Raw genomic sequence first — 20,397 nt, forward strand, 5'->3', positions numbered from 1 at the left:
GGTCAACAGACGCTCATACCCCACCACATGACACCGGACCCCGCAGGCTTTGGCCGGTTTGCGGCGGGACAACTGTTTCCGGTCGGAATGCAGGGGCTTCCCAAGTCAGCCTGATTTCAAACCTAGTTGGCGGAGGAGGGTGGACGGGCGGGCCCGGCCGTGCCAGGTTGTGCCCCGACGAGGGCGGCACAGACAGACCCGGACGACCAGATGTGGCGAGGGGAGCTGTGAACCGATGAGCGACCAGCACGCAGAGCCGGGAGGCCCGGGGGCGGCGGGTCCCGGACCGGACGGATCCGGTTTCACGTACAGCGGGGCGGAAGAGGAACTGATCGTCCTGGCGCGGCCGGAGGCCCGGCTGCGGGTCCAGGCGGACGGCGTCCGCTCGGCGGCGGGCGCCGACGTGTCGGCGCTGAACATGTTCCTCGGCGACGAACAGCTGGCACTGGAGCCGCTGTTCGGCAGCGAGGAGCGGTTGCGGGGCATCTCGGAGGCGTCGGCGGCCGGGGCCGACTTCCCCGATCTGGCACTGTTCTACCGGGTGCGCGGCGGCACCGACCGGGCGCAGGAGCTGCGGGCGCGGATCGCGGCACTGCCGGAGATCGTGACGGCGTACGTGAAGCCGGGCGCGGTGCCCGCGGCGACGCACGGGTCCCCGGAGGAGTTCGACGAGGCGCGGCGGATGAAGGAGAAGGCGGCCGCGACCCCCGACTTCACCGGCCGGCAGGGCTACCTGGGCCCGGCACCCGCCGGCATCGACGCCCAGTGGGCGTGGCAGCGGCTCGGCGGGAACGGCGAGGGCATCAGCGTCATCGACGTGGAGGGCGCCTGGCAGCTGGGGCACGAGGACCTGTCGGCGAAGCTGGCCGGCATCGTGGTCGGCACGCCGATCTCGGACGTGGCGTGGCGCAACCACGGCACGGCGGTCCTCGGGGTGATCGGCGGCGACCGGAACGAGCGCGGCGTCACCGGCATCGTCCCGGAGGCCGTGACCGCGGCGGCCTCGTTCCAGGGCGTGGGCACGGCGGCCGCGATCCACGCGGCGGCCGAGCGGCTGGGCCCCGGTGACATCGTGCTGATCGAACTGCACCGGCCGGGACCGCGGTTCGACTTCCAGCCGAGGGACGACCAGCGCGGCTACATCGCCCTGGAGTGGTGGCCGGACGACTACGCGGCCGTCAAGTACGCGACGGCCAAGGGCATCGTGGTGGTGGGCGCGGCGGGCAACGGCGCCGAGTCGCTCGACGACGCGGTGTACGAGCGGCGTCCGCACGAGTTCCCCGAGTGGTGGCGCAACCCGTTCAATCCGTCGAACCGGGCCTCGGGCGCGGTCCTGGTGGGCGCGGGCGCGCCGCCGCCCGGCACGCACGGCCGCGACCACGGGCCCGACCGCTCACGCCTCGCGTTCTCCAACTACGGCGCCCGTCTGGACGCCCAGGGCTGGGGCCGCGAGGTCACCACCACCGGCGGCTCCTGGAACCAGCCCGGCGACCTGCAGGGCGGCACCGAGGAGATCGCCTGGTACACCGATACTTTCTCCGGCACCTCGTCCGCCTCCCCGGTGGTCGTCGGCGCGCTGGCCGCCCTCCAGGGCATGCTCAAGGCGGGCGGCCAGCGCCCGATGACGTCGCAGCGGGCGCGCGAAGTGCTCCGGGCGACCGGCTCACCGCAGCAGGACGCCCCCGGCCGGCCCGCCTCCCAGCGGATCGGCAACCGCCCCGACCTGAGGGGGGCGGTCACCAACCTGCTGCCCTCCACGGTCGGTTCGGGCCAGGCGGAACGGTACTGGGACGAGCTCATCCCGTATCCGCCCGAACTCCCGCCCCGGCTGCGCCTGTTCGTGGCGGGCACCTGGCGCAATCTGAGCAACCCGTCCCCCGAGATCCGCCAGGCGGTGCATGCCGCCTTCGCGGGGGGACGGCCCGACGTACGTGTCTGGTTCTCGGACGACGAGGTCGTCGGTCTCGTCGTCACCGGCTGACGCAACACAGCCGACCATCGATGGAAGGTGGCACCCGCATGAGCATCACCCCCCAGATGAGTCAGCAGGGGCAGCAGTTCCCCAGCACGTCGCCCTACCAGCAGCAGCAGCCGTTCGGCCAGCAGGGCTACGGCCAGCAGCAGCCGTTCGGCCAGCAGGGCTTCGGCCAGCAGCAACAGCAGCAGCCCTTCGGTCAGCAGGGCTACGGCCAGCAGCAACCGTTCGGCCAGCAGGGCTACGGCCAGCAGCCGATGGGAATGGGCGGCTCGCTCGAGCAGCTGCAGCAGCTCGGCCAGCAGCAGCCCTTCCAGGGTCTGCTCCAGCAGCTCGGCCAGCAGCAGATGGGCGGCCAGCAGCAGATGGGTGGCCAGCAGCAGCAGGTCGAGCAGCAGGTCCAGCAGCATCTCCACCAGATCGCCCAGATCGCGGTGCAGCACGCTCAGCAGCAGGTCCAGCAGCAGGTGCTGCAGGCCGGCATCGCGGACGCCTACATCGACGTCGTGCAGCCGCTGCCCGGGCAGCCCAGCCTCATCGCGCTGCGCATCCAGGGCCAGTTCAGGATCTTCGCCAACCCCAACCCCCAGACGCACGACCAGGTCCAGGAGGCCTTCGCGTTCGGCCACCAGGTCGTCGGCATCTGGGACTCCAACTCACAGCAGGTCCTGCGCAGCATCCACGTGCGCAAGATCTGATCCACCGGATCCGGCGAGCCGGATCCGACCGCAACAGGTGACACGAGGGGCGCTTCCTCCGCGCGGAGGAAGCGCCCCTCTCTCGTGTCGCCTCGCGTCCCGGTGACTACAGCGCCACGCCCAGCAGGGAGTCCACGGCGCGCGACACGACACCGGGGGCGCCGATGTCCGTACCGCCGTCGGTGTCCTGTCGCGCGGCCCAGCGGTCGACCGCGGCAAGAGCGGCCGGGGCGTCCAGATCGTTGGCGAGAGCCTCGCGGATCTCCTCGACGAGCGCCTCGGCGGACGGTCCGTCGGGCCGGGAGACGGCGGCCCGCCAGCGGCCGAGCCGGGCCACCGCGTCCGCGAGCACCTGGTCCGTCCACTCCCAGTCGGCCCGGTAGTGGTGGGCGAGGAGCGCGAGCCGGATCGCGGCCGGGTCGACGCCGTCGCGCCGCAGCTGCGACACGAAGACGAGGTTCCCCTTGGACTTGGACATCTTCTCGCCGTCGAGCGCGACCATCCCGGCGTGCACGTACGCCTTGGCCATCGGGAAGTCGCCGGTCAGCGTCTGCGCGTGGGAGGCGCCCATCTCGTGGTGCGGGAAGGCCAGATCCGATCCCCCGCCCTGGACGTCGAAGCCCATGCCGAGGTGGTCGAGGGCGATGGCCACGCACTCGATGTGCCAGCCGGGGCGGCCCTGGCCCAGCGAGCCGCCGTCCCAGCTCGGCTCGCCCTCGCGGGCGGCCATCCACAGCATCGGGTCGAGCGGGTTCTTCTTGCCCGGACGGTCCGGGTCGCCACCGCGCTCGGCGGAGAGCAGCCGCATCGCCGCGGCGTCGAGGTTCGAGACGGACCCGAAGTGCGGGTCGGCCTCGACGGAGAAGTAGATGTCGCCGTCGAGCTCGTAGGCGGCACCCGTGTCACGGAGCCGCTCGACGAGCGGCACGATGCCGGGTATCGCCTCGACGGCGCCTATGTAGTGCTGCGGCGGCAGCATCCGCAGGGCGGTCATGTCCTCGCGGAACAGGGCGGTCTCGCGCTCGGCGAGGCCCTCCCAGTCGATGCCGTCGCGCACGGCCCGCTCCAGCAGGGGGTCGTCGACGTCCGTCACGTTCTGGACGTAGTGGACCTGCCGCTTGGTGTCGAGCCACACGCGTTGCACGAGGTCGAACGCGTTGTAGGTCGCCGCGTGACCCATGTGGGTCGCGTCGTACGGCGTGATGCCGCACACGTAGATACGGGCGACGGGACCGGGGGCAAGGGTGACGAGCCCATCGGTCGAGGTGTCGTGGATCCTCAGGTCGCGGCCCTTGCCAGGCAGGGCGGGGACCTCAGAAGCGGGCCAGGCATGCATGTCATGAGCCTAACCGGACGGTGCGTCCGTATACGAACCGGACCGGGTCCGATGGCCGACGAGGCGCTCTTGCGCCCACCCGGCGGGGCGGCTAGGGCCTGTCTCCCAGGCCCTAGGCATCGACGACGGTCGCGCGGATGGAGTCCGAGAGGCCGAAGTGGCGGATGCCGTGCACCAGGTGGGCGCGCAGGCCGCACACGAAGTACGTCCAGCCCTGCGTCTGCCCGACCGCCCGGGCCGCGCCCTCGGTCCCCTCCGGCATCGGCTGCTCGGTGATCGTCAGCCGGGTGGCAGCGCCGGACGTCTCAAGAGCGGCCAGCTCGATGGTCACGTCACCGCCCGGCCAGCTCCAGCTGATGAGCCGATCCGTCTCGATCTCGCCGATCTGCACGTCGAACGTCGCGTCCACGTGCCCGAACCGCCAGGTCACCGTCGTGCCCGGCACCATGGGGGCGGACGCCTCCGCCGTGAAGAAGCTCGACAGCCCCTCGGGCGTGACGATCGTGTTGAACACGTCCTTCACGGGGCGGTCGATCCGGTCCTCGACAATCAGCCTGGTCATGCCTCCGAACGTAGCCCGCCTCCCGGACAACCGCCCCCGGGCCCGGGAATCCGCAGCTCAGACGGGTGGCCACGGGATCGCCGGCCACTCGCCGCTCGGCTCCCGGTGCCGCCCGGACTTCAGCAGGGCCGCGACCCGCTCCCGTACGGCGTCCAGCTCGGCCGCGGTGATCAGCTCGCCGAGCCGCAGCGCGAGCGGCTCGCCCTCCCGCAGCCGGTCCCGCAGCGCCTCCAGCGCGCCGGTGGCCTCCTCGGTCAGCGGCTCCCCCGCCCAGCCCCACAGCAGCGTGCGCAGCTTGTCCTCGACGTTGAAGGTGACGCCGTGGTCGATGCCGTACAGCCGCCCCTCCTCGTCGACCAGCAGGTGCCCGCCCTTGCGGTCGCCGTTGTTGATCACGGCGTCGAGCACCGCGAGCCGCCGCAGCCGCGGGTCGTCGGCGTGCACGAGCAGCGCGGTGCGCCCCTCGGCCACCTCGGCGAACCCGATGGCCTTCCAGCCCTCGCCGGGCTCCTCGCCGTCGACGAGCGCGAGCAGCCCGTCGCCGTCCGAGGGCTCCTCGGGCGTGTCGATCCACCACTGGCACATGCCCTCGCCGTACGGCCCGTCGCGCAGCACGGTCGGCGGCACCAGGCCCCAGCCGAGCGCCTCGGAGACCTCGTACGCGGCGACCTCGCGCTGCGCGAGCGTGCCGTCCGGGAAGTCCCACAGCGGGCGCTCGCCGCGCACCGGCTTGTAGACGCAGGTGGCCTCGCGGTCGCCGTCCTTGACGGTGCACAGCAGGACCGCGTTCGACGCCTCGCGGATCTGTCCCCTGACGTGCAGCTCGCCGCGGGCGAGGAGCTCGGGGTCGCGGGTGCTCACGCGCCGCGCCGGTATCCGTTCTGGCGCGGACATACGTGTCCCTCCGGGTCGAGCGGCAGGCTGCAGAGCGGGCACGGCGGGCGGCCCGCGTTCACGACGTCCAGGGCCCGCTTGGCGAAGGCCCGGGCCTGGGACCCGGTGAGCCGGACGCGGAGCATCGGCGGGCCGTTCTCCTCGTCCTGAAGAAGCCTTTCCTCGGCTTCCGCCAGATCTTCCTCGGAGTCGGCGTCCAGCTCCACGAGGGCCTGCGCCTCGACGATCATGCGCTGCTCGTCGCCGTCCCAGGCGAGCGCCATCGTGCCGACCCGGAACTCCTCGTCCACGGGCGAGTCGAGGGGCGCCGTGTCGGCGACCTCGGTGGGCGCCATGGCGGGCACCGGAGTGTTGCCGCCGCTGCGCCGCACCACCTCGTCGAGCAGTTCGTCCATGCGCTCCGCGAGCGCGGCCACCTGGGTCTTCTCCAGGGCCACGCTGGTGACCCGCGTTCCTGCCGAGGCCTGCAGGAAGAAGGTGCGGCGCCCGGGGAGCCCGACCGTACCGGCCACGAAACGCTCCGGTGGGTCGTAGAGGAACACCTGACGGGACACGTCCTGTCTCCATGGGATCTGGGGATCGACTGGCCGGGCCCGGCCGATCGACGACCGGACCCCACTGTGCTTACAGGTGCTTCACCCTACTGCGGCGGACGATCACGGTGCGCCCGCGCCACCTCCGACGGGTGCGTCCGGCCCCGCGGGCTCGTCGCGCGGCGCCAGGGACGCGAAGTCCCCCGTGTCGCCGAGGCGTACGAGAAAGGGGCGCAGCCGGGTGTAACGGATCGCCGTGATGGAACACGGCTCTACGGAGATCCGCTGAAAGAGGTCCAGATGCAGCCCGATGGCGTCCGCCACAAGGGACTTGATGATGTCGCCGTGCGAGCACATCACGTACACGGCGTCCGCGCCGTGATCCCGCTCCACGCGCGCGTTCCACTCACGTACGGCCTCGGCGGCCCGGTGCTGCATCTGCCGCATCGACTCGCCGCCGGGGAACGCGGCGGCCGTCGGGTGCTGCTGGACGACCTGCATGAGCGGTTCGTCGGCGAGCTCGGCGAGCTTGCGGCCCGACCAGTCGCCGTAGTCGCACTCGCCGATGCGGTCGTCGGTGTGCGCGGTCAGTCCCGGGCGGGCCGCGAGCAGCGGCGCGACGGTCTCCTGGCAGCGCTGCAGCGGGCTCGTGACGAGTTCGGCGATCGGCAGCTCGCGCAGCCGCCCGGGCAGGCCCGCGGCCTGCGCGGTGCCGCGCTCGTCGAGGGCCACGCCGGGGGTCCACCCGGCGAGCAGACCCGCGGTGTTGGCGGTGGAGCGTCCGTGCCGGACGAGGATCAGCGTGGGCATACGGGCCAGCCTAGGCGCACGAGGAAGTGCGGCCCGGCCGCCCCCTGGGAAGAATGCCAGTCATGATCGTCGACTGCGCCATCTACAAGGACGGGCGTCGTACCGAGGGCCCCGACGACTTCTCCGACGCCCTCGACGAGGCGCGGGCGACGGGCGACGCGTTCGTGTGGATCGGTCTGCACGAGTCCACCGAGGACGAGTTCGACAAGGTCGCCCAGGAGTTCGGGCTGCACCCGCTGGCCGTCGAGGACGCCCTGAAGGCGCACCAGCGGCCGAAGCTGGAGGTCTACGACGACTCGCTGTTCGTGGTCCTCAAGCCGGTCGTGTACGAGCCGAAGAGCGACAAGGTGTCCACGGGCGAGCTGATGCTGTTCCTCGGCGACTCGTTCGTGGTGACCGTGCGGCACGGCGACGGCGCGCCCCTGAAGGCCGTACGACAGCGTCTGGAGGACGATCCGGAGTTCCTCGCGCACGGGCCGACGTCGGTGCTGTACTCGGTCGCCGACGCCACGGTCGACCACTATCTGGAGGTCGCCGCCGAGCTCCAGACCGACCTGGGGGAGCTGGAGGCCGAGGTGTTCTCGCCGGACCAGGGCGGTTCACGGGACACGGCGTCGCGGATCTACACGTTCAAGCGGCAGATCCTCGAATTCCGGCGCGCCACGGGACCGTTGGCCCTGCCGCTGGCCAGGCTCGCCGGCGTGGGCCCGTGGGGCCTGTCGGCGGTGCCGTTCGTGAACGAGGACGCCAAGCCGTTCTTCCGCGACGTGAACGACCACCTGACCCGGGTCAACGAGTACGTGGACAGCCTCGACCGGCTGGTCTCGGACATCCTCTCCGCGCACCTCGCGCAGATGAGCGTGCGGCAGAACGACGACATGCGGAAGATCTCCGCGTGGGCCGCGATGGCCGCGGTGCCCACGATGATCGCGGGTGTCTACGGCATGAATTTCGACCACATGCCCGAGCTGCACTGGATGTGGTCGTATCCGGCGGTGATCCTGCTGATGGCCGTCCTGGAGCTGTTCCTGTACCGGCTGTTCAAGCGGCGCGGGTGGCTCTGACCGCCGCGCGGGTCAGGCGAACTCCACCGACGTCGTCGCGGGCCCGCCGAGCGCGTCGCGCCGCTCCGGCATCCTCAGGGACACCATGCGCCGCCAGCCGCCGAGCCGTTCGTACGCGTACACGGCGTGGATCCCGGCGGCGAGCAGGGACGCCTTCGCCCTGGACCAGCCGAGGACCCGGCCCATGTGGTCCATGACCGCGAGGCTGACGTCCCGGTAGACCGCGATCTCGGCGAGGGCGCACTCGCGCAGGATCCGCTGGATGGTGCGGCCGTGCCCCGCGCGGGCGAGGCGCAGCAGTTCCTCGTGGCAGTAGGCGAGGTGGTTGTCCTCGTCGTTGGAGATCATCTTGACCGCGCGGCCGATGTCGGGATGGCGCGCGAAGTGCTTGCGCAGCAGCTGCATCTGCTCCGAGGCGCGCTGCTCGGTGACCCTGCTGTGCGCCAGGTACGTGACGACGTCCTGTACGGACAGCGGTTCGTCGCGCCGCAGCCGCTCGTGGGCGAGGCCGATGCCGTGCCGCTCCAGGAGCATCGTGTAGTCCGCGTCGTCGGGGACGGGGACCGGGTCCAGGCCGCGCTTCTTCAGCAGGGCGTTGAAGATGCGTCCGTGCTTGTCCTCGTCGGCGCCGTGCCGGGCCACCTTGGGCGCGAGCGCGCGCTGGCTCTCCGGCACCAGGGCGGCGATGCGGCCGTTCTCCCAGCCACCCTGGGACTCGCCGCTGGCCGCGACGGAACAGAACAGCCGGAACGACTCGTCGTTGTCGAGGATCTCCTGGAACAAGCTCTTGGCCGACAGCATCCTTACCTCCATGCCTCCACGCAGGACTCCGTGGGTCCGCAAAGAACGAGTCAAATGCGGTGGGCGTGGACGGGCAACAGGTGTGGAGGACAACTCGGCCGAACGGAGGACCCGGGACTGGGAACAGAGGCGTAACCGCGCGCCCGGTGACGCGTTGTTCCCCGTGACGGCCGTGGCGGGGAAGACCCCCCGAGCCCCCACCACGGCCGCAGAACTTCCCTCTCCCCCGCGCTCCCGGGCGCCTCTGCGGTTACGCCAGTCCGGCGCGCTCCAGGGCCTCCACGCCCGCCCGCAGCGAGGCGAGCCGCTCGTCGAGCGTGAAGCCGGCCGGCGACAGCGTCAGCGTGGTGACGCCGGCGGCGGCGTAGGCCCGCATCCCGTCCGCGATCCGGTCCACGGAACCGAGCAGCGTGGTGGAGTCGATGAGCTGGTGCGGGATGGCCGCCGCGGCGCCGTCCTTGTCGCCCGCCAGGTACTTGCCCTGCACCTCGGCGGCCTCCTTCTCGTACCCCATGCGCTGCGCGAGCTGGTTGTAGAAGTTCTGCTTGGCGCTGCCCATGCCGCCGACGTACAGGGCGGTGTAGGGGCGGAACGTGTCGGCGAGCGCGGTCACGTCCTTGTCGTCACCGACGGCGATCGGCACGGTCGGGCAGACGTCGAAGCCCTCCATCGTCTTGCCGGCCTTCTCGCGGCCCGCGCGCAGGGGCGCGATCGCCGTCTCCTCCAGGTGCTCGGCGGACGGGAAGATCAGCAGGGCGCCGTCGGCGATCTCGCCGGTCTGCTCCAGGTTCTTCGGGCCGATCGCGGCGATGTACAGCGGGATGTGCTCCCGCGTCGGGTGGACGGTCAGCTTGAGGGACTTGCCGGGGCCGTCGGGCAGCGGCAGCGTCCAGTGCGCGCCGTCGTAGGCGACCCGCTCGCGGCTCATGGCCTTGCGCACGATGTCGACGTACTCACGCGTGCGGGCCAGCGGCTTGTCGAACTTGACGCCGTACCAGCCCTCGGAGACCTGCGGGCCCGAGACGCCGAGGCCGAGCCGGAAGCGGCCGCCGGACAGGGTGTCGAGGGTCGAGGCGGTCATCGCCGTCATCGTGGGCTGGCGGGCCGGGATCTGCATGATGGCCGAGCCGACGTCGATCCGCTCGGTCTGCGCGGCGACGAACGAGAGGACGGTGACGGTGTCGGAACCGTAGGCCTCGGCCGCCCAGCACACCGCGTATCCGAGTCGGTCTGCCTCCTTCGCGACGGCCAGGTTGTCGGTGTCCATTCCCAGGCCCCAGTACCCGAGATTGATGCCGAGCTTCATTGCCACATCCCCTTAGACGGCGTGCGGGACCGCTGGATTACCCATCGGTAATGTCTCTTGCCGGGCACCTTAACGCGGCGGCCCGGGCGAGAGATATCCACAGGGGCCCCCATCCTGACCTTCGGCCAGTAATCTCAGCGCCCATGGAGCAGAGGCATCTCGGCCGTACCGGCCTGCGCGTGTCCCGGATCGGGCTCGGCACCCTGACGTGGGGCCGGGACACCGACGAGCACGACGCCGCCGATCTGTTGAAGGCGTTCTGGGAGGCGGGCGGCACGCTCGTCGACACGGCGGACGTGTACGGGGACGGGGAGTCGGAGTACCTGCTCGGCCGGCTCGTCGAGGGCCTGGTCCCGCGGCGGGATCTGGTCATCTCCACCAAGGCGGGCAGCGTGCCCGACCCGGACCGTCGCTTCGACGGCTCGCGCGGCCATCTGCTCGCCGCGCTCGACGCCTCGCTGGCCCGGCTCGGCACGGACTACGTGGACCTGTGGCAGGTCCACGCGTACGACACGGAGACGCCGCTCGAGGAGACGCTGCAGGCCCTCGACATCGCGGTGAGCAGCGGCCGGGCGCGCTACGCGGGCGTCTCGAACTTCTGCGGCTGGCAGCTGGCCAAGGCCGGGACCTGGCAGCTCGCGGTGCCGGGGGTGCGCACCCGGCTCGCCAGTACGCAGATGGAGTACTCGCTGCTGCAGCGGGGGGTGGAGCGGGAGGTGCTGCCCGCCGCGCTGGACCTGGGCATCGGTCTGCTGCCGTCCTCGCCGCTGGGCCGGGGCGTGCTCACCGGCAAGTACCGCTCGGGCACGCCGGCGGACTCGCGGGGCGGCTCGGACCACATGGCGCCGTTCGTCGCGCCGTACCTGGACGAGGCGGCGGGGCACATCGTGGACGCGGTCGCGATAGCCGCGGACGGGCTCGCCGTGACACCGCTGCAGGTCGCTCTCGCGTGGGTGCGGGACCGGCCAGGGGTGGCCGCGCCGATCGTCGGCGCGCGCAACGCGCAGCAGCTCACGGCGGCATTGTCAGTGGAGGCCCTTAGTCTTCCTGACGAGATCTGCCAGGCGCTCGACGACGTGTCGGCGCCCGTGCACCGCTATCCCGATCAGGACTGGAGCACGTTGTGAGTACGGAGTCCGCTGCCGCGGAGAACGAGTCGGGGGCCCGCCCCGACGCCGGGCCGGACACGGAGACGCCGGCCGGCGAGGGCCCGTCGCCCGAGGCCGCCGGTGCGGCCGAGGCCGGGGACTCGGGGGACGGGGCGGGCGGGTCTTCGGAGACCGGTGACGGGGAGGAGTCGGTCGTCGGGGCCGACTCGGCCGAGGCAGGAGCCGACAGCGCCGACGAGGCGGCCGAGACCGAAGGCGAAGGCGCGACGCAGGCGGCCGAGACCGAAGGCGAAGGCACGACCCAGGCGGCCAGCGACGATCCCGAAGGCGAAGGCACGACCCAGGCGGCCAGCGACGATCCCGAAGGCGAAGGCACGACCCAGGCGGCCAGCGACGATCCCGAAGGCGAAGGCGCGACCCAGGCGGTCGGGGGCGATACCGAAGGCGAAGGTGGCGCCCAGGTGTCCGAGGCCGAGGCCGAGATTGCCGCTCAGCGGGAGTTGCGGGAGCGGATCGCGCAGCGGAAGGCCGCCAAGGAAGGACCGATCGACGCCGGGGCGAAGCTGAGCGGGAAGGCGGCGGATCTGCTGGCCGCCGTGCGCGCCGTGGAGAGCGGCGAGAAGCCCGTCGCCGCCGTGGTCGCGGAGCCGGTGCCCGAGCCGCGCAGGGCCGTCGCGCCCGAGCCGGTGCGCAGGCCGGCGCCCGTCGTCGACGCGGGCCCGGACGCCGGGGTCGTGGCGGCGGTGCGGGCCGTCCTCGTGGCCGGCGGGGCGCCCGACTCCCTCGCCGCGGGGGCCGCCTCGGCCCTGGGCGAGGACGCGGACGAGCAACTGCGCGCGGATCCCTGGCAGTTGCTGCGGGTGAGCGGTGTGCGGCCGGAGCAGGCGGACGGGTTCGCCCGGGCGCTCCTCGGCGCCGAGTGCGGTCCCGAGGACGAGCGCAGGGGCCGCGCCGTCACCGTCTGGCTCCTGGAGCAGGCCGCCGTCGCGGGTCACACCGCCCTCGACCTGCCCGTGCTGGCCGACGCCCTCGGCAAGCGGGGCGTGCCCGACCCCGAGGCGGCCGTGCAGAGCGCCGCCGCGGAGGGCGACGCGATCCTCTTCCAGGACGCGCTCGACGACGCACCCGCGCCCGCCCGCGAGCCGGTCCCGGACGGGGACGAGGACGAGGACGGCGCGGAGGCCGAGCGTCCGGTCCGGGTCCTCGTCGGCCTGGAGCGGTACGCGCTCGCTGAGGAGAGCCTCGCCGACGGCCTCGCCCGGCTGATCAACTCGGCGCCCAAGGACGGCGGTTCGTTCGGTGAGGCCGGAGAGGAGGCCGCCGTCGCCGCGGGCGGTACGACGGCCGAGCTGATCAGGGCCCTCGACACCCACCGGCTCGTGCTGCACACCGGCGGCGAGGCCTCCCGCGCGGAGCCGGTGGCCACCGCGGCCGCCGCGGCCCGGCTGGGCCGGCGCGTCTGCGTCGCCGCGCACAGCGCGGACGGGCGGCGCCGGGCCGCCGCGCTCCTGGGCCCCGACGCCCCGGAGACCGCGACGGCCACCGTCGAGGGGCTGCTCACCCAGGCGCAGGGCCCTGGCCGGGACGCGGACGGGGCCCTGGCCCTCGACCTGCTGGTCGTCCTGGACGCCCCGCAGCTGGACGTGGACGGCGCCGCGATGCTCGTGGAGCTGCTGGCCGACGGCACCGGCCTGGTGCTGAGCGGCGACCCGGGCACGCTGTGGTCGGCGGGCCCCGGCCGGGTCTTCGCCGATCTGCTGGCCGCCGGGATCTGCCCGCGGATCGCCTCCCGCACCCCGGACTTCGGCCCGATCGGCGAGCTGGTCTCCGGCATCGGCATCGGTGAGCTGAACCAGGTGGAGGCGCCCGGCAAGGAAGTCGTGATCGTGCCGGTGCGGGACGGCGCCGAGGCGATCCACCGCACCGTGCAGCTGGTCGCCGACTCGGTGCCGCGCGCCATCGGGGTGCCCACGGAGGAGACCCAGGTCATCACGCCGGGGCACGGCGGAGCGGCGGGGACGCGCGCGTTGAACGCGGCTCTGAAGGGGCGGCTGAACCCCGGCCCCGGCCGGTTCGGCGGCTTCGACCCCGGGGACCGGGTGGTCCACGTGGCCGGGCCCGGGCGGATCCGGCCGGGCCGGGTCGTCGGCGCCGACGCGGAGGGCCTGCGCCTGGAGTGCGACGGCGAGCCCGTCGTCGTACCGAAGGAGCAGGTGGAGCGGGCCGTGCGGCACGGCTGGGCGGTGACCGGGCACCAGGCCGTGGGGCTGCGCTGGCCGGCGGCCGTGGTGGTGCTGCCCGGGGACGCGACGCAGGCGCTGAGCCGCCCCTGGGTGTACACGGCGTTCGGGCGCGGCGAGCGGCACCTGTCCGTGGTGCACGGGGTCGACTCGGCCTTGCCGCGGGCGGTCGCCGAGGTCGCGGCGAAGCCGCGGACGACGCGGTTGCAGTCGCTGGTCGCGGCCCAGGTTCCGGGGGCGTAGGCAGCCGTCCCGCCGGGTCGGACCCGGCGGGACGGTTCTGCACCTTCGAGGAGCGGGGCCGCGCTAGCGGTCCGCGTCCTCCAGTGCCTCGTCGAGTTCCGCACCGTCGCCTTCGAGGTCGTCCTCGTCGAGGTCGTCGTCGAAGACCGCGCTCATGTCGAAGCGGCACACCACGCGCTGGGGATCGGCCTGGTCGAACGGGGCCTCCAGCCACTCCCCCGGCTCGGCGAGCTCGTCCGACGCCGTGACCCAGAGCGTGGAGTCGCCCTCCTCCAGACCGAACTCCTTGTGCCGGGAGGCGATCTCGTCGGGCTCGTACTCCCCGAAGAGGACGCCGAGGGCGGCATGGACGCTGTTGCCCGCGCCGTTCGCGCCCTCGGGGTCCGGCTCCGGGCCCGCCTCGATGTCGGCGACCCGCCCGGCCTGGGCGAGAAGGCGCTGCGGCTCCACCACGGCGTAGTCGCGTCGGATCAGCACGCTCAGCGCGTTCGGCTCCTCCGGCCCGGTGTACGGCGGCAGCGAGTCCTCGCCGCCGGGGATCTCGAAGGGGGTGACCTCGTCGTAGCGGTCGTAGAGGAGTTCGTCGTACTCCTCGGCCGCCGCGGCGAGTTCGTTGAACGCTTCGTAGACGGCCGGGTCGTCCTCTCCCGACCTGCGCTCGACAGCCGCCAGGTGGCGGTCGAGCGCAGCCTTGACCGCCTCAGCGGCGGCGCGTACCTCGGCAGCGGTGGGCTGCGCAGCATCAGACATAGTGCAGACGCTATCCGTACCGGGCCACTGCCCGCACAATAGATGCGATGCCGGAATACGAATTTGTCGACGTGTACGTACCGCGCGGGGTCTCCCGCAAGGAGGCGACACGTCTGCTGACGGACCATGCCGAGTACGGACACTGGGAGTTGTACCGACTGAGCCTGCACCGCGACGGGAGTCGCCGGGTGCGTCTGCGGCGACGGATCATCCGCCAGCTGCGGGCCACGTGGTGACCTGAACCTGACGGGCGGGACGAGCAAAACGGAGCGGGCCCCGCCGATGCGGGGCCCGCTCCGTTGGTACCGACTGCTCGGCTCAGGCCGTCACGCGGCCGCCTTGGCACGCCGGTAGAGCACCGCGCCGGCGAGCAGCGCACCCGCGCCCACCGGGACGACCGCGCCGAGCGGCAGCGAGCTGCCGGTCTGCGCGAGCTGGGACTCGCCCTTGGGCTGGGCGACGGTCTGCGTCGCCGGCTTGTTCGGGGTGTCCGTGCCCGGCTGCTGGGGCGTGGGCGGAATGTTCCGGTCCGTACCCGGCGGGGTGTGGGGCGTGCCCGGGTGCTCGGGACCACCGGGCGGCGTCGGCGGCTGCTCGGGGCCGCCGGGCGGCGTCGTGGTGTGCGAGCCGCCGTTGCCGCAGTCGTTGCCGGACGCGGGGTTGCCGATGCCGACGACGTCGACCGAATTGCCGCACACGTTCACCGGGACGTCCACCGGTACCTGTACGTGGTTGCCGGAGCCGACACCGGGCGAATCGCTGGTGTGCCCCCCGGCGTGCGAGCCGCCGCCGGACGGCTGCTCGTCGCCGTAGCCACCGCTGCCGTCCGAGGTGTTGGCGCAGTCGTTGCCCGCCGCCGGGTTGAGCAGCCCGATGACGTTGACCGTGTTGCCGCACACATTGACCGGGACGTTCACGGGAACCTGGACCGAGTTGCCGGAGGCGACGCCGGGGGAACCCGACGCGCTTCCTTCCGCACCCGAGTCGGCGTGTGCGTAACCACCGGTGACGGCCAGCACACCGGACGCGGCCGCCACGGTGATCAGGCCCTTGCGCATGACCTGTCGCATAGCTTTCCCTGCCTTAGAACTCTGTCTGAGCGCCTGCTGGAAAGGCGCGGGGACGCGAGTGTCTCCGCGCCGAATGCCCAATCGGCCCCGGAGCGCATGGCGCGCACTCCGAGGCCGACGGGCTCAGCCCCCTCAAGGGGCGAGGCACAACAACGTCAGCTGTTGGTGCAGGTGTTGCCGAAGGCGGGGTTCAGCAGCCCGATCACGGAGACCGTGTTGCCGCAGACGTTCACCGGCACGTGGATGGGCGCCTGGATGACGTTGCCCGACAGCACACCGGGGGACTTCACGGCGGCACCCTGGGCACCGGCGTCGGCAGCGGCGATGCCCGCACCCGCGAGCACGAGACCACCAGTGGCAGCCGCAGCAGCGACGACCTTCTTGATCATTATTCCTCCTTGTTGGCAATGCAGTCCCAGCCGCGGACTGCACTCCCTGTAACGAGGGGGACGCAATGGGGCTACGAGCGCATGGTTCCTTTCACTCTTCTCAGTCAAGTGCGCACGTGCGGCCGATTGTTGGCGAACACGCCGGGTTGACGCCGGGCGGACGTCAGGACGCGTCGATGAACCGGTCGAGCACCCGCACGCCGAACTTGAGGCCGTCCACCGGCACCCGCTCGTCCACGCCGTGGAACATGCCGGCGAAGTCGAGCTCCGGGGGCAGCTGCAGCGGCGCGAAGCCGAAGTTGCGGATGCCCAGTTCGACGAAGGACTTGGCGTCGGTGCCGCCGGAGAGCATGTACGGGATGGCCTTGCCGATCGGGTCCTCGGCCTCGATCGAGGACTTCATGGCGTCGACCAGCGCCCCGTCGAAGGTGGTCTCCACGGCCTTGTCCGCGTGCACGTCCTCGCGCCTGACCTTGGGACCGAGGATCCGGTCGAGGTCGGCGAGGAACTCGTCCTCGAACCCGGGCAGGAAGCGCCCGTCGACGTGCGCGGTGGCCTCGCCGGGGATCACGTTCACCTTGTAACCGGCGCCCAGCTGCGTGGGGTTGGCGGTGTTGCTGAAGGTGGCGCCGATCAGCTTGGCGATGCCGCCGAGCTTGGCGACGGTCTTCTCCATGTCCTCGGGGTCGAGCTCCACCCCGTACGCGTCGCCGAGTTCGTCGAGGAAGTGGCGCAGCGTCTTGGTGACCCGGATCGGGAACTGGTGCCGGCCGAGCCGGGCGACGGCCTCGGACAGCTCGGTGATCGCGTTGTCCCGGTGGATCATCGAACCGTGCCCGGCGGTGCCGGCCACGGTCAGCTTCATCCAGTGCATGCCCTTCTCGGCGGTCTGCACGAGGTAGAGCCGCCGCTGCTCGTTCACGGTGAACGAGAAGCCGCCGACCTCGCTGATCGCCTCGGTGACCCCTTCGAAGAGGTCCGGGTGGTTGTCGACGAGGTGGCGTGCGCCCCAGGTGCCGCCGGCCTCCTCGTCGGCGAGGAAGGCGAGCACGATGTCGCGCGGGGGCTTGCGCCCGGTGCGCAGCCGGTCGCGGACGACCGCGAGGGTCATCGCGTCCATGTCCTTCATGTCGACGGCGCCGCGGCCCCACACGCAGCCGTCGGCGACCTCGCCGGAGAACGGATGGTGGGTCCAGTCCGCCGCGTTGGCGGGGACGACGTCCGTGTGGCCGTGGATGAGGAGCGCGGGCCGCGACGGGTCCTCGCCCTCGATGCGGGCGACCGTGGAGGCGCGGCCGGGGTGGGACTCGAAGATCTTCGGTTCGAGGCCGACCTCGGCGAGCTTCTCCGCCACGTACTCGGCGGCCTTGCGCTCGCCCGGGCCCGAGTGGTCACCGTAGTTGCTGGTGTCGATCTGGATCAGTTCGCGGCAGAGGTCGACGACCTCGTCCTGTCCGGAGACGGCCCTGCCCGCGCTCGACTCACTCACGCTTGTTCCTCTCTCCCTGTGGATCCCTCTCATCCTCCCCCTCCGCGCGCCCGCACCCAAGGGCGGGCGCCCCTCGTCACGCGCCGTTCACAGGTCCGACCTGGGGAAAGACCGCGTGATCGGACCACTCGGAAACCCTGGTAATGTTCTCCGTGTCGCCGCGGGAAACGCCCCGCAAAGAGGCGGCAGACACCTTGTCCGGGTGGCGGAATGGCAGACGCGCTAGCTTGAGGTGCTAGTGCCCTTTATCGGGCGTGGGGGTTCAAGTCCCCCCTCGGACACAGAGACGGAGGCCGGTCGGGAGAGGTCCCGACCGGCCTCCAGGCGTCGTGCGTCCCGGTGCGCCGCCCGTCACGAGGACGCCGCGCGGCGGTCGAAGACCAGGGAGCCGGGCGGCGCGCAGGGCCGTCGTAGAGCGCGCCGAGGAGGACCGCGTCGTCGCCGTGCCGTGCTGGCCTCGACACGGGAGCCGCAGCGGGGTGAGGCGGTGCAGGGTTCCGGCCACCGTGGCTCAGCAGCAGGTCGGCTCGGCCCACTCGCCGAGCACCACCAGGTCGGTCGAGACGGCGGTGACGGAGAGGCGACGGCGAGGGCGAGCAGGCGTTCGCCCTCCTGGCGCACGGCGGTGCCGGCGGCCGGGTCGCCGGTGCGGGCGTAAGGCGTCGAAGACGCGCTTGGCGGTGAGCCCGGTCATGCCGAGGGCGCGGGCGGTGCGGACCACTGGCGTCGGCGGAGACGGCGTCCTCCAGCATGCCGCGGCGGGGTGCGCTGCCGGAGGCGGGGACGCCGCCGAGGGGCAGGAAGCCGACCTCGCCGGCCGCGCCGTGCGCGCCGAGGAAGAGAGTTCGCCGTCGGCGACGACGCCCATGCCGAGGCCGGTGCCGATGAGGACGTAGACGAAGAGCGGCTGCCCGCGCCCGCGCCGAAGGTGTACTCGCCGAGTGCGGCCAGGCTGAAAGCGCTCGTTGTGGACGGAGAGCGCGTGCCGAGGCTCTCGCGCATCCGCTCGACGAGTCCGGCGCGGCCCAGCCCGGCAGGTTGACGGCGTAGCGGACCCGGCCGGTGTGGCGGTCGAAGACGCCCGGGTGCCCACGGCGGTGTGGACGACGTCGGCGGGCGTCAGCCCGGCTCGGCGAGGGCCTGTTCGGCGCAGGCCACGGCGGCGTCTGGCGACCGTGGTGGCGGCCCGGCCGCGGTTGTGCGCACCTCGGTGCGGACACGATGGTGCCGGACAGGTCGGCGACGGCGCGCGCGCAGCCGGGCGCGCCCGATGTCGAGGCCGAGGACGTGTGTCCTGCGCGCGGGTCGGGCTCGTAGAGGACGGCGATGCGGCCGCGGCTCTGGGCGTGGAGTGCCGGCCTCGCGAGACCAGGCCGGCCCTGCTCCAGGGCGGTGGCGAGGGCCGAGGAGACGGTGGGCTGGACAGTCCGCTGGCACGCGCGAGCTGGGCCCGGGAGGCGGGGCCTTCGAGCCGTAATCGCTCCAGGAGGAGCCATTCGTTGTTGCTGCGCAGCCGCTGCCGGTTCCACGGCGGCGTGGTCATGCGGCGGTCCGCGGTGCCGTGGCTTGGCGGCTGGTGTGGCCCGTGCCGACCTGCTGCAGGCGTGGGAGTGACGCGGTGGCAGGGAGTCGACGGCGAGCGGGCAGCGGGTGCGGAAGCGGCGGCTGGGGGTGGTCGATGACGACGGGCGGGTCGGCCTGGCGGCGGCCGCGTCGACGTCGAGGGCGCGGGGTCGGGGACGGCGGACAGGAGGCGGTCGGTGTACGGGAGTGCCGGTGGGCGAGGACCTCTTCAAGGTGGGCCCGGTCTCGACGATGTGGCCGCCGTACATGACGGCGATCCGGTCGGAGAGGTAGCGGAGCGCTCGCGATGTCGCGGGTGATGTAGAGGATCAGGGCCGCCCTCGGTCCGCGCAGGTCGGCCATGACGTTGAGCAGGCCGATGCGGATCGACACGTCGAGCATGGACACGGTTCGTCGGCGAGGATCAGGCGGGGGCGGTGGGCGCGCGATGGGCCTGGGCGAAGCCGATGCGCTGGCGCTGGCCGCCGGAGAGTTCGTACGGGAAGCGGCCGAGGACGTCGGCGGCGCGAGGCCGGCGGCTCCTCGACGACCCGCTCGGCCTCCGCCTGCCGCTCGGCGCGGGAGAGTTCGGGAGCGGTGCAGGGTGATGGCCGCGCAGGATTCCGTGGGAGACGCGATAGGCGGGTTGAGAGCGGCGAAGGGTCCTGGAGACCATGGGGACGTCGCCGCGGTAGGCGAGGCGTTCCTTGCGGCCGCGCAGCGCGGTCAGCGGCTTTCCCCGGTAGCGGATCTCGCCGCGGGTCGGTTTGTGGACCTGGGCGACGAGACGGGCGAGGGTGGACTCTGCCGCTGCCGCTCTCGCCGACGAGGGCGACGATCTCGCGTTCGCCGATGGTGAGGTCGACGTCGTCGACGGCGTGCAGGACGCGGCGGACAGACCGGTGCCGACCTTGAAGTGGCGGGTGAGGTCGCGCGTCTGGAGCAGCGGTTCGCTCATGGGGTGACCTCCGTCGCGGCGGGCGCGTGCAGCAGGCAGCGGGAGCGTGCCTCGCCGACCCGTACAGGGCGGGTTCGGTGGTGTGGCACTGCTCCTGTACGAGGGCGGCAGCGCGTGAAGCGGCAGCCGGGCGGCGGCGCGGCCAGGTCGGGCGGGCTGCCGATGCCTTGTGGGGACGCGGGGGCCGCGGATCGACGGGAAGGCTTCGAGGAGGCCCCGGCTGTAGGGGTGGGAGGGTGGTCGAAGGCGGTGCGGGTGGGGCCGCCTCGACGACCTGGCCCGCGTACATGACGAGGAGCTGGTCGGAGAAGTGCGAGACGAGGGACATGTCGTGGGTGACGAACACGACGGCGAAGCCGAGGGGTTGCTGGAGTTCCTTGATCTGGACCATGAGGGAGCGCTGGGCCACGACGTCGAGCGCGGATCGCGTTCGTCCATGACGACGAGGTCGGGGGTGAGCAGCAACGCCATCGCGATCATGGCGCGTTGGCGCATGCCGCCGGACAACTGGTGCGGGTAGCTGCGCAGGTGGACGGCGTCGATGCCGACGAGTTCGAGGACCTCGGTGGAGCGGGCCCGATCTCGTCCGCGGTGTACGCGCGTGCGC

20 protein-coding genes, 1 tRNA gene and 1 pseudogene are annotated in these 20,397 nt (G+C 72.4%); 7 read left to right on the forward strand and 15 right to left on the reverse strand.

Annotated elements, in window-relative coordinates; genetic code table 11:
• Nucleotides 1-235 precede the first annotated feature (235 nt).
• Together RBJ77_RS56230 and RBJ77_RS56235 are read left to right on the forward strand one after the other, a co-directional pair.
• The gene (locus RBJ77_RS56230; RefSeq protein ID WP_372352076.1) at nucleotides 236-1,981 is read left to right on the forward strand and encodes a S8 family peptidase; all 1,746 of its coding nucleotides are present in this window, start codon (nucleotides 236-238) and stop codon (nucleotides 1,979-1,981) included.
• A gap of 38 nt (nucleotides 1,982-2,019) precedes the next feature.
• A complete protein-coding gene (locus tag RBJ77_RS56235) occupies nucleotides 2,020-2,673 on the forward strand; it encodes a hypothetical protein (protein WP_372352077.1) in 654 nt (217 codons plus the stop codon).
• A gap of 106 nt (nucleotides 2,674-2,779) precedes the next feature.
• Here RBJ77_RS56235 and mshC read toward each other — a convergent pair whose 3' ends face one another.
• The 5 genes from mshC to RBJ77_RS56260 all read right to left on the reverse strand — a co-directional run bounded on the left by mshC (nucleotide 2,780) and on the right by RBJ77_RS56260 (nucleotide 6,808).
• Nucleotides 2,780-4,009, reverse strand: coding sequence for a cysteine--1-D-myo-inosityl 2-amino-2-deoxy-alpha-D-glucopyranoside ligase (gene mshC / locus RBJ77_RS56240; protein ID WP_372352078.1), 1,230 nt, complete (start codon nucleotides 4,007-4,009; stop codon nucleotides 2,780-2,782).
• 112 nt (nucleotides 4,010-4,121) lie between these two features.
• Nucleotides 4,122-4,571 (reverse strand): SRPBCC domain-containing protein, encoded by a 450-nt coding sequence (locus RBJ77_RS56245; protein ID WP_372352079.1) that lies wholly within the window; start codon nucleotides 4,569-4,571, stop codon nucleotides 4,122-4,124.
• Nucleotides 4,572-4,628: 57 nt separating this feature from the next.
• Nucleotides 4,629-5,465: an SCO1664 family protein gene (locus tag RBJ77_RS56250; RefSeq protein WP_372352080.1), complete on the reverse strand. Its 837-nt coding sequence runs from the start codon at nucleotides 5,463-5,465 to the stop codon at nucleotides 4,629-4,631.
• A complete protein-coding gene (locus RBJ77_RS56255; protein WP_372352081.1) occupies nucleotides 5,429-6,019 on the reverse strand; it encodes a DUF3090 domain-containing protein in 591 nt (196 codons plus the stop codon). The genes RBJ77_RS56250 and RBJ77_RS56255 overlap by 37 nt, the downstream gene beginning before the upstream one ends.
• A gap of 102 nt (nucleotides 6,020-6,121) precedes the next feature.
• Entirely contained in the window at nucleotides 6,122-6,808 is a 687-nt protein-coding gene (locus RBJ77_RS56260) for a histidine phosphatase family protein (protein WP_372352082.1), read from the reverse strand.
• 62 nt (nucleotides 6,809-6,870) lie between these two features.
• On the opposite strand from RBJ77_RS56260, the gene corA reads away from it, so the two are divergent.
• Nucleotides 6,871-7,872, forward strand: coding sequence for a magnesium/cobalt transporter CorA (gene corA / locus RBJ77_RS56265; RefSeq protein WP_372352083.1), 1,002 nt, complete (start codon nucleotides 6,871-6,873; stop codon nucleotides 7,870-7,872).
• A gap of 12 nt (nucleotides 7,873-7,884) precedes the next feature.
• On the opposite strand, the gene RBJ77_RS56270 is transcribed toward corA, so the two are convergent.
• Both RBJ77_RS56270 and RBJ77_RS56275 read right to left on the reverse strand, forming a co-directional pair.
• Nucleotides 7,885-8,673: a ferritin-like domain-containing protein gene (locus tag RBJ77_RS56270; RefSeq protein ID WP_372352084.1), complete on the reverse strand. Its 789-nt coding sequence runs from the start codon at nucleotides 8,671-8,673 to the stop codon at nucleotides 7,885-7,887.
• 250 nt (nucleotides 8,674-8,923) lie between these two features.
• Nucleotides 8,924-9,979, reverse strand: coding sequence for an LLM class F420-dependent oxidoreductase (locus RBJ77_RS56275; RefSeq protein ID WP_372352085.1), 1,056 nt, complete (start codon nucleotides 9,977-9,979; stop codon nucleotides 8,924-8,926).
• A gap of 143 nt (nucleotides 9,980-10,122) precedes the next feature.
• Between RBJ77_RS56275 and RBJ77_RS56280 the strand changes: the two genes are divergently transcribed.
• Nucleotides 10,123-11,106 carry an aldo/keto reductase gene (locus RBJ77_RS56280; RefSeq protein ID WP_372352086.1) on the forward strand — a complete coding sequence of 328 codons (984 nt, stop codon included), beginning with the start codon at nucleotides 10,123-10,125 and terminating at the stop codon, nucleotides 11,104-11,106.
• Entirely contained in the window at nucleotides 11,103-13,571 is a 2,469-nt protein-coding gene (locus RBJ77_RS56285; RefSeq protein ID WP_372352087.1) for a helix-hairpin-helix domain-containing protein, read from the forward strand. Before RBJ77_RS56280 ends, RBJ77_RS56285 begins: the two co-directional genes overlap by 4 nt.
• A 63-nt stretch (nucleotides 13,572-13,634) precedes the next feature.
• On the opposite strand, the gene RBJ77_RS56290 is transcribed toward RBJ77_RS56285, so the two are convergent.
• On the reverse strand, nucleotides 13,635-14,321 hold the full coding sequence (locus RBJ77_RS56290) for a hypothetical protein (RefSeq protein WP_372352088.1): 687 nt from the start codon (nucleotides 14,319-14,321) through the stop codon (nucleotides 13,635-13,637).
• 47 nt (nucleotides 14,322-14,368) lie between these two features.
• Between RBJ77_RS56290 and RBJ77_RS56295 the strand changes: the two genes are divergently transcribed.
• Nucleotides 14,369-14,557 carry a DUF5703 family protein gene (locus RBJ77_RS56295; protein ID WP_255982297.1) on the forward strand — a complete coding sequence of 63 codons (189 nt, stop codon included), beginning with the start codon at nucleotides 14,369-14,371 and terminating at the stop codon, nucleotides 14,555-14,557.
• A 90-nt stretch (nucleotides 14,558-14,647) separates the two neighbouring features.
• Here RBJ77_RS56295 and RBJ77_RS56300 read toward each other — a convergent pair whose 3' ends face one another.
• The 3 genes from RBJ77_RS56300 to RBJ77_RS56310 all read right to left on the reverse strand — a co-directional run bounded on the left by RBJ77_RS56300 (nucleotide 14,648) and on the right by RBJ77_RS56310 (nucleotide 17,302).
• Nucleotides 14,648-15,391: a chaplin family protein gene (locus RBJ77_RS56300; protein ID WP_372352089.1), complete on the reverse strand. Its 744-nt coding sequence runs from the start codon at nucleotides 15,389-15,391 to the stop codon at nucleotides 14,648-14,650.
• A 155-nt stretch (nucleotides 15,392-15,546) separates the two neighbouring features.
• Nucleotides 15,547-15,780, reverse strand: a complete 234-nt coding sequence (gene chpH, locus RBJ77_RS56305) for a chaplin ChpH (protein WP_255982295.1) — start codon at nucleotides 15,778-15,780, stop codon at nucleotides 15,547-15,549.
• A gap of 163 nt (nucleotides 15,781-15,943) precedes the next feature.
• Nucleotides 15,944-17,302 (reverse strand): M20/M25/M40 family metallo-hydrolase, encoded by a 1,359-nt coding sequence (locus tag RBJ77_RS56310; RefSeq protein ID WP_305128952.1) that lies wholly within the window; start codon nucleotides 17,300-17,302, stop codon nucleotides 15,944-15,946.
• 163 nt (nucleotides 17,303-17,465) lie between these two features.
• Between RBJ77_RS56310 and RBJ77_RS56315 the strand changes: the two genes are divergently transcribed.
• A tRNA-Leu gene (locus RBJ77_RS56315) sits at nucleotides 17,466-17,550 on the forward strand.
• A 230-nt stretch (nucleotides 17,551-17,780) separates the two neighbouring features.
• On the opposite strand, the gene RBJ77_RS56320 is transcribed toward RBJ77_RS56315, so the two are convergent.
• The 4 genes and pseudogenes from RBJ77_RS56320 to RBJ77_RS56335 all read right to left on the reverse strand — a co-directional run.
• Nucleotides 17,781-17,990 (reverse strand): hypothetical protein, encoded by a 210-nt coding sequence (locus RBJ77_RS56320; protein WP_372352090.1) that lies wholly within the window; start codon nucleotides 17,988-17,990, stop codon nucleotides 17,781-17,783.
• A gap of 818 nt (nucleotides 17,991-18,808) precedes the next feature.
• Nucleotides 18,809-19,234 (reverse strand): hypothetical protein, encoded by a 426-nt coding sequence (locus tag RBJ77_RS56325; protein WP_372352091.1) that lies wholly within the window; start codon nucleotides 19,232-19,234, stop codon nucleotides 18,809-18,811.
• Nucleotides 19,235-19,256: 22 nt separating this feature from the next.
• Nucleotides 19,257-19,790: an ATP-binding cassette domain-containing protein gene (locus RBJ77_RS56330; protein WP_372352092.1), complete on the reverse strand. Its 534-nt coding sequence runs from the start codon at nucleotides 19,788-19,790 to the stop codon at nucleotides 19,257-19,259.
• Between the two features lie 489 nt (nucleotides 19,791-20,279).
• Nucleotides 20,280-20,333 (reverse strand): annotated as a pseudogene (locus tag RBJ77_RS56335) (hypothetical protein); the annotation flags it as partial.
• Nucleotides 20,334-20,397: the final 64 nt, after the last annotated feature.

This window comes from Streptomyces sp. KL116D, assembly GCF_030766975.1.
Classification (GTDB): domain Bacteria; phylum Actinomycetota; class Actinomycetes; order Streptomycetales; family Streptomycetaceae; genus Streptomyces; species Streptomyces longispororuber_A.

What these genes read in the sequence shown, in the direction of transcription:
- RBJ77_RS56230 (WP_372352076.1), top strand. Translation starts at nt 236, where the DNA reads ATGAGCGACCAGCACGCAGAGCCGGGAGGCCCGGGGGCGGCGGGTCCC.
- RBJ77_RS56235 (WP_372352077.1), top strand. Translation starts at nt 2,020, where the DNA reads ATGAGCATCACCCCCCAGATGAGTCAGCAGGGGCAGCAGTTCCCCAGC.
- mshC (WP_372352078.1), bottom strand. Translation starts at nt 4,009, where the DNA reads ATGCATGCCTGGCCCGCTTCTGAGGTCCCCGCCCTGCCTGGCAAGGGC.
- RBJ77_RS56245 (WP_372352079.1), bottom strand. Translation starts at nt 4,571, where the DNA reads ATGACCAGGCTGATTGTCGAGGACCGGATCGACCGCCCCGTGAAGGAC.
- RBJ77_RS56250 (WP_372352080.1), bottom strand. Translation starts at nt 5,465, where the DNA reads ATGTCCGCGCCAGAACGGATACCGGCGCGGCGCGTGAGCACCCGCGAC.
- RBJ77_RS56260 (WP_372352082.1), bottom strand. Translation starts at nt 6,808, where the DNA reads ATGCCCACGCTGATCCTCGTCCGGCACGGACGCTCCACCGCCAACACC.
- corA (WP_372352083.1), top strand. Translation starts at nt 6,871, where the DNA reads ATGATCGTCGACTGCGCCATCTACAAGGACGGGCGTCGTACCGAGGGC.
- RBJ77_RS56270 (WP_372352084.1), bottom strand. Translation starts at nt 8,673, where the DNA reads ATGCTGTCGGCCAAGAGCTTGTTCCAGGAGATCCTCGACAACGACGAG.
- RBJ77_RS56275 (WP_372352085.1), bottom strand. Translation starts at nt 9,979, where the DNA reads ATGAAGCTCGGCATCAATCTCGGGTACTGGGGCCTGGGAATGGACACC.
- RBJ77_RS56280 (WP_372352086.1), top strand. Translation starts at nt 10,123, where the DNA reads ATGGAGCAGAGGCATCTCGGCCGTACCGGCCTGCGCGTGTCCCGGATC.
- RBJ77_RS56290 (WP_372352088.1), bottom strand. Translation starts at nt 14,321, where the DNA reads ATGTCTGATGCTGCGCAGCCCACCGCTGCCGAGGTACGCGCCGCCGCT.
- RBJ77_RS56295 (WP_255982297.1), top strand. Translation starts at nt 14,369, where the DNA reads ATGCCGGAATACGAATTTGTCGACGTGTACGTACCGCGCGGGGTCTCC.
- RBJ77_RS56300 (WP_372352089.1), bottom strand. Translation starts at nt 15,391, where the DNA reads ATGCGACAGGTCATGCGCAAGGGCCTGATCACCGTGGCGGCCGCGTCC.
- chpH (WP_255982295.1), bottom strand. Translation starts at nt 15,780, where the DNA reads ATGATCAAGAAGGTCGTCGCTGCTGCGGCTGCCACTGGTGGTCTCGTG.
- RBJ77_RS56310 (WP_305128952.1), bottom strand. Translation starts at nt 17,302, where the DNA reads ATGAGAGGGATCCACAGGGAGAGAGGAACAAGCGTGAGTGAGTCGAGC.
- RBJ77_RS56325 (WP_372352091.1), bottom strand. Translation starts at nt 19,234, where the DNA reads ATGCTCGACGTGTCGATCCGCATCGGCCTGCTCAACGTCATGGCCGAC.
- RBJ77_RS56330 (WP_372352092.1), bottom strand. Translation starts at nt 19,790, where the DNA reads ATGAGCGAACCGCTGCTCCAGACGCGCGACCTCACCCGCCACTTCAAG.